17 protein-coding genes are annotated in these 18,156 nt (G+C 68.3%); 13 read left to right on the top strand and 4 right to left on the bottom strand.

The window, feature by feature from the left end:
• Positions 1 to 18: 18 nt before the first annotated feature.
• The gene (locus N5I32_RS17010) at positions 19 to 1,053 is read right to left on the bottom strand and encodes a TRAP transporter substrate-binding protein (protein WP_261497105.1); all 1,035 of its coding nucleotides are present in this window, start codon (positions 1,051 to 1,053) and stop codon (positions 19 to 21) included.
• Positions 1,054 to 1,248: 195 nt separating this feature from the next.
• Positions 1,249 to 3,273, bottom strand: coding sequence for a phenylacetic acid degradation bifunctional protein PaaZ (gene paaZ / locus N5I32_RS17005; protein WP_261497104.1), 2,025 nt, complete (start codon positions 3,271 to 3,273; stop codon positions 1,249 to 1,251).
• Positions 3,274 to 3,384: 111 nt separating this feature from the next.
• On the opposite strand from paaZ, the gene paaG reads away from it, so the two are divergent.
• The 7 genes from paaG (at position 3,385) to N5I32_RS16970 (ending at position 8,903) form a co-directional block, all read left to right on the top strand.
• Positions 3,385 to 4,176, top strand: a complete 792-nt coding sequence (gene paaG / locus N5I32_RS17000) for a 2-(1,2-epoxy-1,2-dihydrophenyl)acetyl-CoA isomerase PaaG (RefSeq protein WP_261497103.1) — start codon at positions 3,385 to 3,387, stop codon at positions 4,174 to 4,176.
• Entirely contained in the window at positions 4,173 to 4,610 is a 438-nt protein-coding gene (paaI, locus tag N5I32_RS16995; protein WP_261497102.1) for a hydroxyphenylacetyl-CoA thioesterase PaaI, read from the top strand. Before paaG ends, paaI begins: the two co-directional genes overlap by 4 nt.
• Entirely contained in the window at positions 4,607 to 5,917 is a 1,311-nt protein-coding gene (paaK, locus tag N5I32_RS16990) for a phenylacetate--CoA ligase PaaK (RefSeq protein ID WP_261497101.1), read from the top strand. The genes paaI and paaK overlap by 4 nt, the downstream gene beginning before the upstream one ends.
• A 4-nt stretch (positions 5,918 to 5,921) precedes the next feature.
• Positions 5,922 to 6,521, top strand: coding sequence for a TetR/AcrR family transcriptional regulator (locus N5I32_RS16985; protein WP_261497100.1), 600 nt, complete (start codon positions 5,922 to 5,924; stop codon positions 6,519 to 6,521).
• Between the two features lie 45 nt (positions 6,522 to 6,566).
• A complete protein-coding gene (gene pcaF / locus N5I32_RS16980; RefSeq protein ID WP_261497099.1) occupies positions 6,567 to 7,769 on the top strand; it encodes a 3-oxoadipyl-CoA thiolase in 1,203 nt (400 codons plus the stop codon).
• Between the two features lie 69 nt (positions 7,770 to 7,838).
• Positions 7,839 to 8,495 (top strand): nucleoside triphosphate hydrolase, encoded by a 657-nt coding sequence (locus N5I32_RS16975; protein ID WP_261497098.1) that lies wholly within the window; start codon positions 7,839 to 7,841, stop codon positions 8,493 to 8,495.
• Between the two features lie 63 nt (positions 8,496 to 8,558).
• A complete protein-coding gene (locus N5I32_RS16970) occupies positions 8,559 to 8,903 on the top strand; it encodes a DUF8846 family protein (protein WP_261497097.1) in 345 nt (114 codons plus the stop codon).
• On the opposite strand, the gene N5I32_RS16965 is transcribed toward N5I32_RS16970, so the two are convergent.
• On the bottom strand, positions 8,900 to 9,970 hold the full coding sequence (locus tag N5I32_RS16965; protein WP_261497096.1) for a Hint domain-containing protein: 1,071 nt from the start codon (positions 9,968 to 9,970) through the stop codon (positions 8,900 to 8,902). The two genes, N5I32_RS16970 and N5I32_RS16965, sit on opposite strands and share 4 nt — an antisense overlap.
• Positions 9,971 to 10,205: 235 nt before the next feature.
• Between N5I32_RS16965 and dapE the strand changes: the two genes are divergently transcribed.
• The 6 genes from dapE (at position 10,206) to N5I32_RS16935 (ending at position 16,857) form a co-directional block, all read left to right on the top strand.
• Entirely contained in the window at positions 10,206 to 11,375 is a 1,170-nt protein-coding gene (dapE, locus tag N5I32_RS16960; protein ID WP_261497095.1) for a succinyl-diaminopimelate desuccinylase, read from the top strand.
• Positions 11,376 to 11,428: 53 nt separating this feature from the next.
• Entirely contained in the window at positions 11,429 to 13,684 is a 2,256-nt protein-coding gene (gene rnr / locus N5I32_RS16955; RefSeq protein WP_261497094.1) for a ribonuclease R, read from the top strand.
• Between the two features lie 169 nt (positions 13,685 to 13,853).
• Positions 13,854 to 15,038, top strand: coding sequence for a lytic murein transglycosylase (locus N5I32_RS16950; protein WP_261497325.1), 1,185 nt, complete (start codon positions 13,854 to 13,856; stop codon positions 15,036 to 15,038).
• Between the two features lie 69 nt (positions 15,039 to 15,107).
• On the top strand, positions 15,108 to 16,013 hold the full coding sequence (gene trxA / locus N5I32_RS16945; RefSeq protein WP_261497093.1) for a thioredoxin: 906 nt from the start codon (positions 15,108 to 15,110) through the stop codon (positions 16,011 to 16,013).
• A gap of 26 nt (positions 16,014 to 16,039) precedes the next feature.
• Positions 16,040 to 16,678 carry an LON peptidase substrate-binding domain-containing protein gene (locus N5I32_RS16940; protein WP_261497092.1) on the top strand — a complete coding sequence of 213 codons (639 nt, stop codon included), beginning with the start codon at positions 16,040 to 16,042 and terminating at the stop codon, positions 16,676 to 16,678.
• A complete protein-coding gene (locus N5I32_RS16935; RefSeq protein ID WP_261497091.1) occupies positions 16,675 to 16,857 on the top strand; it encodes a Trm112 family protein in 183 nt (60 codons plus the stop codon). Before N5I32_RS16940 ends, N5I32_RS16935 begins: the two co-directional genes overlap by 4 nt.
• 10 nt (positions 16,858 to 16,867) lie before the next feature.
• Here the strand turns inward: N5I32_RS16935 and N5I32_RS16930 are convergent, their stop codons facing one another.
• Positions 16,868 to 18,130 (bottom strand): FAD-dependent oxidoreductase, encoded by a 1,263-nt coding sequence (locus N5I32_RS16930; RefSeq protein WP_439648213.1) that lies wholly within the window; start codon positions 18,128 to 18,130, stop codon positions 16,868 to 16,870.
• Positions 18,131 to 18,156: the final 26 nt, after the last annotated feature.

The raw sequence follows: 18,156 nt of genomic DNA, 5'->3' as shown, positions 1-18,156 counted from the left end.
CGGCCCTGTTCCGGCGTCCTATTTGCCGTAGGCGTCCATCAGGGACCGGGCCTCGTCGATCAGCGCCTGCCCGTCGATTCCGCGCGCGGCCATGTCCTCGACCCATTTGGCATAGACCGGCTCCACCACCTTGCGCCATTCCTCCGCGTCGGCCGCGCTCACGGTGATGATGTTGTTGCCGAGGTCCACGGCGATCTGCCGCGCCGGGCCGTCCGCATCCGCCTGCGTGCCGCCGGCGAAGACCGAGAACTCCAGCCCCGAGTTCTTGTCGATCACCGCTTTCAGGTCATCGGGAAGGCTTTCGTAGCGTTCCTTGTTCATCGCCAGCACGAAGGTCAGGTTGTAAAGCGCCGCGCCTTCGAATTCGGTGTGGTTCTTCACCAGTTCGGGCACCTTCAGCGCGGGCGTGACCTCCCAGGGGATCGTGGCGCCGTCGATCACCCCGTTCGCCAGCGCCTCGGATACGGCGGGCACGGGCATGCCGACGGGGGTCGCCCCCGCAAGGTCCAGCAGTTCGTTGACCATGCGACCGCCGCCACGAATCTTCATCCCCTGAAGGTCGGCGGGATGCTCGACCGGCTTGTTGGTATGGAACATGCCCGGCCCGTGCACCCAGGTCGCGAGGATGTGGACATCGGCGAATTCGGTCTCCTTCATGTGCCGCTCGAACATCTGCCAGTAGGCGGCGGAGGCGGCACGCGCGTCGGAGACCATGAAGGGCAGTTCGAACACCTCGGTCGAGGGGAAGCGCCCCGGCGTGTAGCCGACCACCGTCCAGACCACGTCGGCGATGCCGTCGATCGCCTGGTCGATCAGCTCCGGGGGCGTGCCGCCAAGCTGCATCGCCGGGAAGCGCTCGACCTTGATCCGCCCGCCCGAGTCCTTTTCCACATTGTCGGCCCAGACATCGAGGATCAGCTTCGGGACATTGGCCTGCGCCGGCAGGAACTGGTGCAGCTTCAGCGTTACGTCCTGTGCCAGCGTCGCCGTCGCCGTCCCCGCGGCGAGCGCCAGGCCACCAAGGACGGCGAGAATTGTTCTGCGATCAGCCATTCGGTCTCCTCCCCTTGTTGTATCCGTTCAGGCTGTTCCGCCTGTCGAAGTTTGCCGCGCCCGGCATGGCCGCCATACGGGTGTTCTGCCCTGTTGCCGAAATGTTGCATGTGGGCGTCCCCATGTCATCCGGCTTGTCGTCCGGGCCTGCCGCGCCCTCGCGCGGCGGCCGCCCCGGCTGCGGCGGCCTGCGCCTCAGACCGCCACCATGGTCAAAAGCTCGTAGTCCGCAACCTTGTCGCCATCCTGATTGTCGAGCCGCGCATGCCACCGCACCTCGCCGTATTCCGGCGTGCGCGGCGTCTTTTCCTTCACCGTCAGCGTCACCCGGATGCTGTCGCCCGGCACGACGGGCCTGACGAAGCGCAGCGCGTCAAGCCCGGTATTGGCCAGCACCGGCCCCTCGTTCGGCTCGACGAAAAGCCCCGCGGCGAAGGACAGAAGAAGATAACCGTGCGCGACGCGACCGGGGAAGAACGGGTTCCGGGCCGCCGCCGCCTCATCCATGTGCGCGTAGAACGTATCGCCGGTAAAGTGCGCGAAGTGCTCGATATCCGCGAGCGTGATGGTGCGCGGCGCCGTGGTGAGCGTTTCGCCGATGCCGAGGTCGCCGAAGCGCCGGGTGAAGGGATGGGCCGGCGCCGTCACCGGCGCGGTCCCCGGCACCCATCTGCCGCCGATCGCGGTCAGCATGGCGGGACTGCCCTGCACGGCGGTGCGCTGCATGAAGTGTTTCACGCCGCGTATCCCGCCCAGTTCCTCGCCCCCGCCCGCACGACCCGGTCCTCCGTGGACCATGTGCGGCATCGGCGCGCCATGGCCCGTCGCCTCGGCCATGCTGTCGCGGTCATTGATGTAGACACGCCCGTGCCAGGCCGCGATTTCCAGTGCGACATCGCGCGCGAAGCCCGCGTCATGCGTGACGATGGAAGCGACAAGGCTGCCGCGTCCGCGATTGGCGAGCGTGGCCGCGTGTTCCGCATCGCGATAGGGCATGATCGTGGAGATCGGCCCGAAGGCTTCCGTCTCGTGCACCTTCCGGGCGCGGTCGGGGTCGGCGCAGAGGAAAAGCGTGGGCGCCACGAAGGCGCCGCCCTCGACATCGGGGCCCACCGGGGCAAGTCCCGACTGCACGCCGAAGACGCATTCCGCCTCGGTCGCGATCACGGCCGCCTTGGCAAGGACATCGGCCTTCTGGTCCTGCGAGATCAGCGCGCCCATGCGCACCCCTTCGACCCTCGGGTCGCCGATCACCACCTTTGCAAGCCGCGCCGATACCGCTTCGATCAACGGCTGGACCAGGGGTTCGGGCGCGATGATGCGGCGGATCGCGGTGCACTTCTGCCCCGCCTTCACGGTCATCTCGCGCGTGACTTCCTTGACGAACAGGTCGAACTCAGCCGTTCCGGGCCCGGCGTCCGGGCCAAGGATCGAGGCGTTGAGGCTGTCCTGCTCGGCGGTGAAGCGCACGGCCTTGCGGATCAGGTTCGGGTTCGCGCGCAGCCGGACCGCCGTCGCCGCCGACCCGGTGAAGGTCACGGCGTCCTGGCTGTCGAGCAGGTCGAGCGTATCGCCAAGCCCCCCCGTCACCAGCTGCACCGCGCCTTCCGGCAGATGCCCACTGTCGATCATCAGGCGCACGCAGGCTTCGGTTACGTAGCAGCTTGCGGTCGCCGGTTTCACCACGGATGGCACCCCGGCCAGCAGGCTGGGCGCGAGCTTTTCCAGCATCCCCCAGACCGGGAAGTTGAAGGCGTTGACATGCACCGCCACGCCCCGGAGCGGCGTGTAGATGTGCTGGCCGAGAAAGCTGCCCGCCCGGCCCATCTGCTCAAGCCCGCCGTCCAGCAGAACCTGCGCGTCGGGCAGTTCGCGCCTGCCCTTCGAGGCATAGACGAACAGCGTCCCGATCCCGCCGTCGATGTCGAAGGCGTGGTCGCCCAGCGTGGCGCCGGTCGCGTAGGACACGTCGTAAAGCACCTGCTTGTGCGCGCTCAGATGCTGCGCGAGCGCTTTCAGCATCCGCGCCCGCTCGTGGAAGGTCATGGCGCGCAGGGCAGGCCCTCCGCGCGATCGGGCGAAGTCGAGGATCGCGCCGAAGTCCAGATCGTCGTTGCCCGCGCGCCCGAGGGGCCGGCCTGTGACCGCATTCGCAATCTCGCGGGCGCCGGGGCCGGGACCGATCCAGCGGCCCAGAACGTGGCTCGAGATATCCTGCATCGGGTCGGCTCCTCTTCTCGGACCGGTACGACGGGCAAGGCTATATTGACCGACCGGTTGGTTTATGCAAGGCTTTTGGCGCGGACGAGGGGGAAGCGGAGGAGGACGCAGATGTCGGAGACGATTCTCGTGACCGGCCATGGCGCGTGGGTGGAAATCACGCTGAACCGGCCCGATCGCCTGAACAGTTTCAACGACAACATGCACCGCGCGCTTCGCGCCGCACTGGAATCGGCGCGCGATGGCGGGGCGCGTGCGGTCCTGCTGACCGGAGCCGGGCGCGGTTTCTGCGCGGGACAGGACCTTGGCGACCGCGACCCGGCGAAGATGACCGGCGCGCCTGATCTGTCGAGGACGCTGCACGAGTTCTATAACCCGCTGATCCGCCTCATCCGGTCGCTCGACTTTCCGGTCATCTGCGCCGTCAATGGCGTGGCCGCGGGCGCCGGGGCCAATCTAGCGCTGGCCTGCGATATCGTCCTGGCCGCCGAAAGCGCGCGCTTCATCCAGTCTTTCGCCAAGGTCGGCCTTGTGCCCGATGCCGGCGGCAGCTGGAACCTCACGCGACTTCTGGGCGAGGCGCGCGCCAAGGCGCTGGCGCTGACCGGCCAGCCGCTGACCGCGCGCGAGGCGGCCGACTGGGGCCTTGTCTGGAGGGCGGTTCCCGACGCGACGCTGATGACAGAGGCGCGGGCGCTGGCCGAGTCGCTCGCCAATGGCCCGACGCTGGGCCTTGCGCTGACCAAGCGGGCGATCCAGGCGGCCGCGACCAACACGCTTGACGCGCAGCTTGAGCTTGAGGCGGAGTTCCAGAAGACCTGCGGCGCCTCGCCCGACTACGCCGAGGGCGTGCGCGCCTTTCTGGAAAAACGCGCGCCGCGCTTTGCCGGGGGCCGCCCATGACCGGAACCATCGCGGAACGGGCGGCGGCCCTGATGTGGGCGGAGGACACGGCCTCCCGCTGGCTGGGGTTTGAACTGGCCGAGGTTGCGGAAGGCACGGCCGTGCTGACGCTGAGGGTCGCGCCGCATCACTGCAACGGCCATGGCATGTTGCACGGGGGCGTGACCTTCGCGCTGGCCGACAGCGCCTTCGCATTCGCCTGCAACAGCCGCGGACAGCGCACGGTGGCACAGACGAACACCATCACCTATCTGGCGGCGGGCCATGTCGGCGACGTCCTGACCGCCAGCGCGCGCGAGGTGCAGCTGCGCGGACGGTCCGGCATCTACGACGTGACGGTGGCCCGTCAGGACGGCACCGCGATCGCCGAATTCCGTGGCCAGTCGCGCGCCATACCGGGAAGCCTGTTCGACACCGAAGGAGATCGGCCATGAAGGACCTGACCCCGCCGCGCGCCAGCCTCGATCCGATCGAGATTGCCAGCCGGGATGAAATTTCGGCCCTCCAGCTTCAGCGGCTGAAATGGTCCCTGCGTCACGCCTATGAGAATGTCCCGCACTACCGCCAAAGCTTTGACGCCGCCGGCGTGCATCCGGACGACCTGCGCACCCTGTCGGATATCGCTAAGTTTCCCTTCACCACGAAGGCGGACCTGCGCGACAACTACCCCTTCGGCCTTTTCGCCGTGCCGCAGGACCGGATCGTGCGCGTTCACGCCTCTTCCGGCACCACCGGCAAGCCGACCGTGGTCGGCTACACGGCTGGCGACATCGAGATCTGGGCGGGGCTGGTCGCGCGGTCCATGCGCGCCAGCGGCACGCGCCCCGGCGACAAGGTGCATGTGGCCTATGGCTATGGCCTGTTCACCGGCGGGCTTGGCGCGCATTACGGCGCCGAGAAGCTGGGTTGCACCGTCATCCCGGTTTCGGGCGGCATGACAGAGCGGCAGGTGATGCTGATTGAGGATTTCCGCCCCTCGACGATCATGGTCACGCCGTCATACATGCTCAACATCCTGGAACAGTACCGGAAGATGGGTCTCGACCCGCGCGGCTCCTCTCTGGATGTGGGGATCTTCGGGGCGGAGCCCTGGACCAACGCCATGCGGCGCGAGGTCGAGGAGGCATTCGACATGCACGCGGTCGACATCTACGGCCTCAGCGAGGTGATGGGGCCGGGGGTCGCGAACGAATGCGTGGAGACGAAGGACGGGCTGCACATCTGGGAAGATCACTTCTACCCCGAGATCATCGACCCAGAGACCGGCGCGGTCCTGCCCGAAGGCGAGATGGGCGAACTGGTCTTCACCACCCTGACGAAGGAGGGGTTGCCGGTCATCCGCTACCGCACCCGCGACCTCACCCGGCTTTTGCCCGGAACGGCGCGCAGCATGCGGCGGATGGAGAAGATCACCGGCCGCAGCGACGACATGATCATCCTGCGCGGCGTCAACGTCTTCCCCACCCAGATCGAGGAGCAGGTGCTGCGCACCGCCGGCCTTGCACCGCATTTCCAGATCGAGATGCTTTCCAGGGGTCGGATGGATGCGATGCGCATTCATGTCGAGCCCCTGCCCGAACATGCCTCGCAGGATGAGCGTGTGGCCCAGGCGCGGGAGCTCGCGCGGCACGTGCACGACGTCGCAGGGATCTCGGTCGAGGTCGTGGTGAACGACCCCGGCACGGTCGCGCGGTCCGAAGGCAAGGCCAGGCGTGTCGTCGACAACCGGCAGAAGGCCTGATCCCGTGGCACGTCCCATTGCCAGCGACCACGACGACAAGCGCCACGCGATCCTGAAGACGGCGGCGCGCCTGTTTGCCGAGGAAGGGTATGGCCGCGCGTCGATGGCGCAGGTGGCGGCGGCCTGCGGCATCTCGAAGGCCAACATCTACCACTACTACCCGGGCAAGGAGGCGCTGCTGTTCGACATCCTCGACACCCACCTGTCCAGCCTGCGCGATCGCGTCACCGGTCTGGTCTTCGACAGCGAGGACCCCGGGGCCCAGCTTCGCGCCATCGTCGCCGAACTGCTTCTGGCCTATGAGGGGGCGGATGCCGAACACGGTGTCCAGTTGAACGCGATCCGCGCCTTGCCGGAAACCTCGCAAGAGATCCTGCGCGGCTACCAGCGCGATCTAGTGCAGGTGGTGCGCGACCGGCTGCGCCGCCTGGCGCCAGCGTCGGTTGCCGAGGATCGCGAACGCCTTCGGGCGGTGACGATGTCGGTCTTCGCCATGACGAACTGGCACTATCAATGGGACGGAAAGGCGGACCGGGCGGCGCGCGAAGCCTATGCCAATCTTGTCTGCGATCTGGTAATCGGCGGGCTGCGCCGCCTGGACTGACCCTGCCGGGTCGCCGAAACCGACGGCCCGGAATGGAGGAACCGAATGGATGCTTACATCTGCGACGGGGTCCGGACCCCTATCGGGCGTTACGGCGGGGCGCTGTCGGGCATTCGCACGGACGACCTCGCGGCGATCCCGATTGCGGCCCTGATGGCGCGCAATCCGCAGGTCGACTGGTCCGCGGTCGATGACGTGATCCTGGGCGCGGCGAACCAGGCGGGAGAGGACAACCGCAACGTCGCGCGCATGGCCGCGCTGCTGGCCGGGCTTCCCATCGAGGTGCCGGGGGTCACGGTGAACCGGCTGTGTGCCAGCGGCCTTGACGCCGTGGGCATCGCCGCGCGCGCGATCCGGTCGGGAGATCAGGATCTTCTGATTGCAGGCGGCGTCGAAGGCATGAGCCGCGCGCCCTTCGTCATGCCCAAGGCGACCAGCGCCTTTTCGCGCGCGGCCATCATCCACGACACGACGATCGGCTGGCGTTTCGTCAATCCGAAGATGGAGCGCGCCCACGGTACCCATTCCATGCCCGAGACGGCGGACAATGTCGCCGCGGACTTCGGCATCGCCCGCGCGGACCAGGATGCGTTCGCCGCCCGTTCCCAGGCACGGTGGGAGGCCGCACAGGCCGCCGGCGTCTTTGCGGATGAAATCGTGCCGGTCACGCTTCCCCGGCCCAAGGGCGACCCGGTGATCGTGGATGTCGACGAACACCCCCGCCCCGGAACCACTGCCGACGCGTTGGCCAGGCTCAAGGGCGTGAACGGCCCGGACCTGAGCGTGACGGCGGGCAATGCCTCGGGCGTGAACGACGGCGCGGCGGCGGTTCTGGTCGCCAGCGCGGCGGCGGCCAGGGCGCAGGGCCTTTCGCCCGTTGCGCGGATCGTCGGGATGGCATCTGCCGGCGTGGCGCCCCGCATCATGGGCATCGGCCCGGTCCCGGCGACGCAGAAGCTGCTGGCGCGGACAGGGCTGACCATCGGCCAGATGGACCTGATCGAACTGAACGAGGCGTTCGCAAGCCAGGCGCTGGCGACGCTGCGCGCGCTCGGGCTGCCCGACGACGCGGCGCATGTGAACCCGAACGGCGGGGCCATCGCACTCGGTCATCCCCTCGGCATGTCCGGTGCGCGCATGGTGCTGACCGCCGCGCGCCAGCTGCGCAGGACCGGCGGGCGTTATGCGCTGTGCACGATGTGCGTGGGCGTCGGGCAGGGTGCGGCCCTGATCCTGGAACGGGTCTGACCGGCGCTTGCCAGGATCGCCTGAAGGGCGGCGACCATGCTCTGCGCTGGGCAAGGAAAGGGAGGACGGATGCAGGACGAGGTGGACCGGATCGCCACGGCGTTGGCCGAACGGATCGCGCCACTGGTTCCCGGCCGCGACGCACCGCGCCGGATTGTCGCGATGGCGGGCCCCCCCGGCGCGGGGAAATCCACCATGGCGGAGCGGACGGTTTCGGCCCTGGTGGCCCGGGGTCATGCCGTGGTGCTGATGCCGATGGACGGTTTCCACCTCGACAACCGGCTGCTTGAACCGAGGGGCCTTCTGCCCCGCAAGGGTGCCCCGGAGACCTTCGACTTCGCGGGCTTCGCCGCCACCCTGCGCCGGGTGCGCGAGGAGCCGTCGGTGATCCTGCCGGTCTTCGACCGCGACCGGGAAATCGCCATCGCAGGCGCGGCCGAGATCCGCGCGGAAACCCGGCTGGTGGTGGTCGAGGGCAACTATCTGCTGCTGGACGAGGATCCCTGGCGCGGCCTAGCCCCGCTGTGGGATCTTTCGATCTTTCTCGACGTGCCGATGCAGGAACTTGAACGCCGCCTGGTGGATCGCTGGCTGTCCTATGGGTTTGCGCCCGACGCCGCGCGCGATCGCGCGGGCAGCAACGACCTGCCCAATGCCGCCCGCGTCATGGCGGCCAGGGCGCGCGCCGACCTTGTCGTGCGGGACGGCGCGCTGCACCCCGGCTGATCGCCACGGCCCTTGACACGGAACCGCGGACACGCGACCCAACGCCGGCAAGAGGAGGCCGCCATGACCGAGGACAAGCCGCGCAAGACGAAGCGCCCGCAGGAAGTCTACACGCTGCTGGTCCAGGTTGGCCGCAAGTCCGGCGACGGCCTGCCCAAGGGTGCGACCGGTGCCGCGCTGATGGTCTATGCCTCGGGTGTGGACGAGGACGAGGCGGTGCGCGAAACCGTCGCCGTCCTCAAGCAGGCCGATCTCAACCCGCTTGACGTGACGGGCTACGGCACGCTTCAGGAGCGGATCGACCAGGGTCACGAGATCGCCGACGAGGAACGCGCCCTGATGGATCGCGCGCTGGCCGAAAACGCGGTAATCGTCGCGCAGATGACGCCGTTCTTCGACAAGCCCTAGGCGGCGAACAGGGACCGGCCGGCACGCCGCGCCATCGCGAGGGCGGCGGCTTCGTAGGGTTCGGCATCGCGCAGGGCGGTGCGGCGCTGCACCGGAAGGTGCCCCGCCCGCGCAAGTTCGCCCAGGGGGGTCGTCAGCGCCAGATCGCGGTCGCGCGCCAGCGCACCGATACACAGGCTTTCCATCGCGCAGCCGCCCGGCGCGATGATGTGGTGGTCGTCCAGAAGCAGGCCGTGGTAGCGGAAAAGCGGCCCGGTCGGTTCGGGGATGACGGTTTCCCCATCGACCAGGGCGCCGGCCTCGACCAGCACCTCCTCCTCGCCGAACAGGTACTCGACCTCGGTTCCCGACAGCGCGAGGCGATGGCCGGGGTGCACGATCAGGTCGCCGGCGGTCCCGAAGGGCGGCGCCTTCAGCCGCACAGGCGCATAGGCGCCAAGGGCCGGCACCTCGACCGAGCCGCACCAGAGGACCGCGGCTCTGCTCCCGCCGCGCGTGACAACGTGATCACCCGCGCGCACCGAGGACAGCGGCAACGTCCCGCGCGTCGTCGCGATGGGCGTGGCGCCCGCCATGCAGATGCCCGGTCCCACCGGGTGAAGGTGATCGGCCGCGGCGTGCCAGACCAGGGCCGGATTCCGAACGTCCCATTGCCGCGCGAGGTTGGAAAGCTCCTCCGCCGCGAGGGCCGGAACCTGATCGACCACCTGCTGGCGCAACGTTCCCTGGGCCAGGTTCTCTGCCGTCAGCGTCGTTTCCCCCGAAATGCAGTCCCAGCGCAGCGTCAGCCGCAGTGCGCCACGGGCGGCCGTCCGGTCGAAACCCGTCGCGACCTGGCAGAATTGATCGCCGGCGCGCAAGATGACGTGCGCCCGGTCTTGCCTGAGGATGTTCAGGTCGATGGAGGCGGTCGCGGTCCGGGCGCGATAGATCAGTTGCGGCGCGGGGCGCAGCGTGGCGAAGTCCAGTTCCCAGATCAGGCTGCCCGACGACAGCAGCCGGTGCTTCGGCCGCCCCTGCGCGACCTTTCGGCCACGCGCGTGACTTGCGACGACAAGCCAGCCCATCCGATTCCCACCTGCCCCTGCGCGGCAAAGCCTGCCCGCCGACTGCTCCGTTCGAGGATGTTTCCTCACCCTTCGGTCGTTCCCGACTATGCAGCCAGCCGTTCCGTTTGTGAATCGCGGCAGTTGCGCTGCGGGCTTGCGCGGCATCAATGGTGACACCCCTGCAACAGGCGCATGCCAATTGCCGATCTGTGCCGAAGCAGCTAACCCTGTCTTCAACGCCGAGGAACGAGCCATGACCGACACACGATCAGCCCCGATTTCCCCAGTCGATCCGGTTGACCTGACCGCCCGCCTGATCCGCTGCCCCTCCGTCACGCCGGAGGAAGGCGGTGCGCTTCAGCTTCTGGCGGACCTGCTGGGCGAGGCCGGTTTCGACTGCGTGCGGGTGGATCGCAACGGCACGCCCAACCTGTTCGCGCGCTGGGGCAGGAAGGGCGCCAACCGGACCTTCGGCTTCAACGGCCACACCGATGTGGTGCCCGTGGGCGACCGCGCCGCCTGGACCCGCGACCCGTTCGGCGGCGAGATTTCCGAAGGTTTCCTGTGGGGGCGCGGGGCCACCGACATGAAGTCGGGCGTGGCGGCCTTCGTCGCCGCCGCGGTGGATTTCGTCTGCGGCACGCCGCCCGACGGCGCCTTGATCCTGACCATCACGGGCGATGAGGAGGGGCCCTCGAAGGACGGGACCGTGGCGCTTCTCGACTGGATGAAGTCGCGGGGGGAAGCGATGTCGGTCTGCCTTGTGGGCGAACCCACCTGCCCCGACCGCATGGGCGAGATGATGAAGATCGGCCGCCGCGGCTCGATGACGGTGACCTTCACGGCGCAAGGGGTGCAGGGACACTCCGCCTATCCCCACCGCGCGAAGAATCCGCTGCATGCGCTGGTCCGGCTTTTCGACCGCCTCGCGTCGGCGCCGCTTGACGAAGGGACGGAGCATTTCGATGCCTCGACCCTGGCCATCACCACCATCGACACCGGCAACACCGCGTCGAACGTCATCCCCGCGCGCACCGTCGGGCGGGTCAACATCCGCTTCAATGACGCGCACAGTTCCCGCAGTCTGATGGACCGGCTGAGGGCCGAAGCCGATCGGGTGACGGCGGACACCGGCGTGACCTTCGCGATGGAGGTGGACGTGTCGGGCGAAAGCTTCCTGACCCCGCCGGGTGAGTTCGTGCGGCTTGTGGCGGGCGCGGTCAAGGCGAAGACCGGGGGCGAGCCGGTGCTGTCCACTTCGGGCGGCACGTCGGACGCGCGCTTTGTCAAGGATCACTGCCCGGTGGTGGAGTTCGGCCTGGTCGGCCGGACGATGCATGCGGTCGACGAGCGTGTGCCGGTCGAGGATATCCGGCAGCTCAAGGCGATCTATTCCCGCATCCTGCACGATTACTTCGCCTGAGGCGCCTGCGCTTTCCGCATGACGCCGCGGCCGGGCTATGTTAGGCGCGGGGCATGAAAACCCTGCCCACCAAAGCCGAAATCCTGGCCTGGATCGCCGAACATCCCGGCACAGCCGCCAAGCGCGACATCGCCAAGGCGTTCGGGATCAAGGGGGCGGCGCGGATCGACCTGAAGCGTCTGCTCAAGGAGCTTGAGGAGGACGGCGCCATCGAGCGCCGCCGCCGCAGCTTCCGCGACCCGACGAAGCTGCCCCCCGTGGCGATGCTGACCATCCTTGCCCCCGACCGCGACGGAGACATCTTTGCCCGCCCGGTCGAATGGCAGGGCGAAGGCCCCGTGCCGCGCGTGCTTTTCCGCCCCAGGAAGGGCGATGCTGCGGTGGGCGAGGGGGACCGCGTCCTGGCCCGGATCACCGAGGTCGCGGACGAGGATCATGGATACGAGGCGGCGCTGATCCGCAAGCTGGGCACCAACCCGCACCGTATCCTCGGCATCTTCCGCAAGGGGGCGGAAGGCGGGCGCATCGTGCCGATCGACAAGGGCGCGGATCTGGAATGGATGGTCGCGCCCGGTGCGACGCTGGACGCCCGGGACGGCGAACTGGTCGAGGCGGAGCAGTCCGGTCCGAAGGCCCGCATGGGCCTGCCGCGCGCCCGCATCGTCGAACGGCTGGGCGACCCGGCCGCGCCACGCGCCGTATCGCTGATCGCGATTCACCAGCACGGCATTCCGGACGACTTTCCTGACGACGCCATCGCGGAGGCCGACGGCGCCACGCCCGCCGCTTTGGGCGACAGGGAAGACCTGCGGCACCTGCCCTTCGTGACCATTGACCCGGCCGACGCACGCGATCACGACGACGCCTGCTTTGCCCACCCGGACGAGGATGCGAAGAACGAAGGGGGTCACATCGTCTGGGTCGCCATCGCCGACGTCGCCCATTATGTCACTCCGCAGTCCGCGCTGGACCGGGAGGCGCGCCGCCGCGGCAATTCCACCTACTTCCCCGACCGCGTCGTGCCGATGCTGCCGGAGCGCCTGTCAGGTGACCTCTGCTCGCTTCACGAAGGGGTCGTGCGGCCGGTCATCGCGGTCTGGATGAAGCTTGACAGCAAGGGCCGCAAGGTCAGCCACCGCTTCACCCGCGCCATGATCCGGTCGGTGGCAAGCCTGAACTACTCCGAAGTGCAGGAGGCCCGCGACGGCCGCCCGAACGACCGCTGCGCCACCCTGATGGAAGAGGTCATCGCCCCCCTTTATGCGGCTTACGAGGCGACGAAGGCCGCCCGGGCGATGCGTCAGCCGCTGGATCTTGACCTGCCCGAGCGCAAGATCGAGATCGGCGAGGACGGGCACGTCAAGTCAGTCGCCTTCCGCGACCGCTTCGACGCGCACCGCCTGATCGAGGAGTTCATGATCCTCGCCAACGTGGCCGCCGCCGAGGAACTGATCCGGCTGCGCCGCCCGCTTCTGTTCCGCGTGCACGAAGAGCCTTCGCCCGAAAAGCTGGACGCGCTGCGCGAGGTGGCGGAAGCCTCGGGCTTCACGCTCGCCAAGGGGCAGGTGCTGAAGACCGCGCATCTGAACCGCCTGCTGGCACAGGCCGAGGGCAGCGAGTTCGACGAGCTTTTGAACATCACCACGCTGCGCTCGATGCAGCAGGCCTACTATCACCCGGCGAACCTCGGGCACTTCGGGCTGGCGCTGACATCCTACGCCCATTTCACCTCGCCCATCCGGCGCTATTCCGACCTGATCGTGCATCGCGCGCTGATCCTGGCCCATGGCTGGGGCCGGGACGGGCTGTCTCAGCGGGACATAGAGGATCTGGAAGACACGGCGACCCATATTTCGGAGACCGAGCGCCGGTCGATGGCGGCCGAACGCGACACCAGCGACCGCTATCTGGCCGCCTATCTGGCCGACCGGGTCGGCAACGAGTTCGCGGGCCGGATCAGCGGCATCGCCCGGTTCGGCTGCTTCGTGCGGCTGGATGAGACCGGGGCCGACGGCCTGATCCCGATCCGCACGCTGGGGCGCGAGTTCTTCCATTACGACGCCAGCGCCCAGACCCTGACCGGCGCGGACAGCGGCCTTGTCATCGGCATCGGCCAGCGCGTGACCGTCCGCCTTGCCGAGGCGGTGCCGGTGACGGGCGGGCTGATGCTGGAGCTGCTCGAAATCGAGGGGCAGGGCCGGCCCGGCGGCGCCTCTGCCAGGCGCGGCAAGCGCGTCATGCGGCGCGCGGGGGCGGACAAGGCGAAGACCGCAAAGCTGAGCCGCAAGGCGGAACGCCGCCGCCGCTGATCCCGGCAGGCTGTCGCCGGCCCGCGTGTCCGGCACTTTCCACAGGCGCCGAATGCCGCTACGATTCCTGCAAAACAGGCGACGAGCGGTATCCATGAAACATGCGGCATGCTGCCTTGCAGCTTTCTTGACGGCCACGGGCGCTGGCGCGAATGCGGCGGGCGTCGGGATGGTCACCGAAGCGACCGGAGGGGGAATCTTGGGCGGGCCAGAATCGATTGTCCCGGCTTCGGCCAATCTGGGATTTGACCGCTGGATTGCCGGATTCCGCGGCCGTGCGATGGCGCAGGGCATATCGCAAACCGTCCTCGACCGCGCCTTCCGGGATATCTCCTACAACACCTACGTGATCGAGAAGGACCGCAATCAGGCCGAGTTCACCAAGGCGATCTGGGACTATCTCGACAGTGCGGTTTCGGAAAACCGCATCGACAACGGGATCAAGGCGCTCAGGAAACATCGCAAGCTTCTGGAACGGATCGAGAAGGCGTATGGCGTCGAGAAGGAGGTCGTCGTCGCCGTCTGGGGCCTGGAAAGCGCCTATGGCGAGATCCGGGGTGACGTCCCGCTGATCGAGGCGCTGGCGACGCTGGCCTATGACGGTCGGCGCGGCCGCTTCTTCGAAAGCCAACTGATCGCGGCGCTGAAGATCCTTCAGTCCGGCGACGTGGACGTGCGCCACATGACCGGAAGCTGGGCAGGTGCCATGGGTCATACCCAGTTCATCCCGACGTCCTACCTGTCCTTCGCGGTGGACTTCACCGGCGATGGCAAGCGCGACATCTGGTCGGACGACCCGGCCGACGCGCTGGCCTCCACCGCCGCCTATCTGGCGCGGTCGGGCTGGCGCAAGGACCAGCCCTGGGGGGTCGAGGTTCGGCTTCCGGCCGGGTTCGACTATGGGCTGACGGGCGAGAAGGTGAAGAAATCCGCCGCCGACTGGGCCGCGCTCGGCGTGCGCGATTCTGCCGGGCGCACGGTCGGCGACCATGGCCCGGCCTCGATCCTGATGCCGGCCGGCGCGCGCGGCGCGGCCTTCATGATCTTCCCGAACTTCCACGCGATCGAGCGCTACAACGCCGCCGACGCCTATGTGATCGCGGTGGGCCATCTTTCCGACCGCATCGCGGGCGGCCCGCCGATTCAGGCCACATGGCCGCGCGAGGACCGCGCCCTTGTCCTGGATGAGCGCAGGGAATTGCAGGAGCGGCTGACAAAGGCCGGGTTCGACACGGGCGGGGTCGATGGCAAGATCGGTCCAAACACCGTTGCCGCCGTCCGCGCCTTCCAGCGGTCGATCGGCATGATCCCGGACGGCTACGCCAGCCTGGAGATCCTGCGCAAGCTGCGCTGACGCACCCCCTTGGCCTTTCCGCTGCTTGCGCTCATATAGGGGACGACACGCATTCAACGGGGGGCAGTCATGCTCGAATTCGGCCAGAAACCGGCTGCGGCACCGGCGGACCTGATCCGCGACACGAACGAAGCCAACTTCATGACGGACGTCATCGAGGCCAGCAAGGACGTGCCCGTCATTGTCGACTTCTGGGCACCCTGGTGCGGCCCGTGCAAGACGCTTGGCCCCGCGCTCGAGGCGGCCGTGACCGCGGCGCGCGGCAAGGTCCGCATGGTCAAGGTCAACGTCGACGAGAACCAGATGATCGCGTCGCAGCTGAGGATCCAGTCGATCCCGACCGTCTATGCCTTCTGGCAGGGGCGGCCGGTGGACGGCTTCCAGGGCGCGATCCAGGGGTCGGAGATCAAGGCCTTCGTCGACAAGCTGTCCGGCCTTGCCGGCGATGGCGGTCTGGGAGAGGCGATCGAGGCGGCCGAGGCGATGCTGGCCGAGGGTGACGCGGTGGGCGCGGCCGAGACCTTTGCCGCCATCCTGGGTGAAGAGCCGGAGAATGCCGCGGCCTATGGTGGGCTGGTGCGCGCGCATCTGGCCCTTGGCAATCACGACCAGGCCCAGGGGCTGCTGGCGGCGGCCCCCGCCGCCATCGCGAAGTCGCAGCAGGTGGAGGCCGCCCGTGCGCAGTTGGAGCTGGCCCATCAGGCCGCCAATGCGGGCCCGGTCGCCGAACTTCTCAACCTCGTCCTTGCCGAACCCGACAACCATCAGGCGCGCTATGATCTCGCGCTGGCGCTTCATGCCGCCGGCAAGGTCGAGGGCGCGGTAGAGGAGTTGCTGGAACTGTTCCGCCGCGACCGCGACTGGAACGGTGGCGCTGCCAAGACCCAGCTTTTCAAGATTTTCGACGCGCTGAAGCCGAATGACCCGATCGTTCAGAAGGGCCGGCGCAAGCTGTCGTCGCTGATCTTCGCCTGAGCCGTCCGAAAGGGACTGGGGGACCGATGTCCACGCTTGCGGACCTGCCCGGAGTGATCCCGATCTTTCCCCTGCCGGGGGCGCTTCTGCTGCCGCGGGCGCGCCTGCCGCTTCATATCTTCGAGCCGCGCTATCTTGCCATGCTGGACGATGCGCTGAAGTCGCGCGAACGCCTGATCGGCATGATCCAGCCCCGCCCCACACCGGGCGGGGGCGAGACCCTTTCCTCGATCGGCTGCGCAGGCCGCGTCACCGCATTCCAGGAAACCGAGGACGGGCGCTACATGATCACGCTGTCCGGCGTTTCGCGCTTTCGCGTCGTCTCGGAGCTGGGCGGCTTCATGCCCTATCGCCGCGCCGAGGTGGACTGGTCGCCCTTCGAGCGTGACCGCGGCCCGGCCGAGGAGGATCCGCAGTTCGACCGCGAGTCCTTTCTGGCGCTGCTGTCGCGCTATTTCGCGGCCGAGGGGCTTTCGACCGACTGGGGAAGCCTGAAGGAGGCCGAGGACGAGATGCTGATCAACGCGCTGTCGATCCTCTGCCCGCTTGAACCGGAAGACAAGCAGGCGCTCCTGGAGGCGCCGACTCTGGTCACGCGGCGCGAGACGCTGGTGACGCTGATGGAATACGCTCTGCGCGGCGGCGGAGAGGAGCGCATGCAATGATCGACGAAATCCGCATCGACCGTCGCATGCTCGAGGCGCTCGTCTGCCCGCTGACCCACACCACGCTGACCTACGACGCGGAGGCGCAGGAGCTTGTCTCGCGCGCGGCGAAGCTCGCCTTTCCGATCCGTGGCGGCATTCCGATCATGCTGGTCGACGAGGCGCGGGAACTGGAGTGACGGCGCGCCGTCAGAGCGCCCGGCCGCTCAGCAGTTTCGGCAGATCGTCGGAAAGCCCCGCGGCCTGGCGGATGAACGCACGGCGCAGGGGCGGCAGGGCATTCACCGCGCCCATGCCCAGATCGCGTGCTGCGCGCAACAGCGGATTGTCGTTGGAAAAGAGTTTGTTGACGGTATCCATGCCAAGCGCGAGCGTCGTCGAATCGAACCGCCGCCAGCTTTCGTAACGTTCCAGAACCTCTTCGGCGCCGATATCCTCGCCCCGCCTTTTCGCGGCCACCAGCACCTCTGCCAGGGCCGCCACGTCGCGGAAGCCGAGGTTCAGGCCCTGCCCCGCGATCGGGTGGACACCGTGCGCAGCATCGCCCACCAGCGCCACGCGGGGCGCCACGTAGCGGTCGGCAAGCGTCAGGTTCAGGGGATAGGTGAATCGCGCCCCGGCCAGCCGGATATCGCCAAGATAGTCGCCGAACCGGGGGCGCAGCACCGCCATGAAGGCATCGTCGTCCAGCGCCGCGATGACGCGCGCATTCTCCTCGGTCTCGCTCCAGACGATCGAGGACCGGTTGCCCGGCAGGGGAAGGATGGCCAGCGGGCCGGTCGGCATGAAGAACTGTTGTGCGATGCCATGGTGGGGCCGGTCGTGCGCGACCGCGCAGACCAGAGCGGTCTGGCCATAGCTCCACCCGGTCCGGCCGATGCCCGCGCGGCTTGCGGTGCCCGACTGCCGGCCGTCGCATCCGGCGATCAGGCGACCGCGCAGGGCCTGCCCATCCGACAGCGTGACCGTCACGCCCGCAGCATCCGCCGCCTGGTCCATGACCGAGGTTGCCGGGATGTGGATGATCCCGGCGGTCTGGCCCATGGCGTCGAGGAAGGCCGCGTAGAGGTGGCGGTCCTCGAGCATGAAGCCCATCGGGCCTTCCTCGATCTCGGCGCTGTCGAAATGCAGGAAGAAGGGTGCCGCACCTTCGCCGGGGCGACCGTCGCTGGCCTTGATCTCGAGGATCGGTTGCACCTTGTCCGCCACCCGGTCCCAGACGCCGACCGCGGCAAGCAGGCGCTTGGACGCGATGGCCAGGGCATAGGCGCGGCCGTCGAAGGCCGACTCGGCCCGGGCCCGCGCGGGCTGGGCATCGACAACGATGACGGACAGTCCCGCCCGTGCCAGCGCAAGCGCGAGGGCGGGGCCGTTCAGCCCGCCGCCGACAATGATCACATCCGCGTCGAAGTTCATGGCACCAGATATCCCCGTCCGGGCGGGATTGTCCATGCGCCGCCTTGCCGCTACCGTTCCGG

The sequence above is a fragment of the Albidovulum sediminis genome (assembly GCF_025380365.1).
GTDB classification, from domain to species: Bacteria; Pseudomonadota; Alphaproteobacteria; order Rhodobacterales; family Rhodobacteraceae; genus Albidovulum; species Albidovulum sediminis.
The sequence above is the reverse complement of the archived record's forward strand: the minus strand, read 5'-3'. Positions and strand labels throughout refer to the sequence as shown.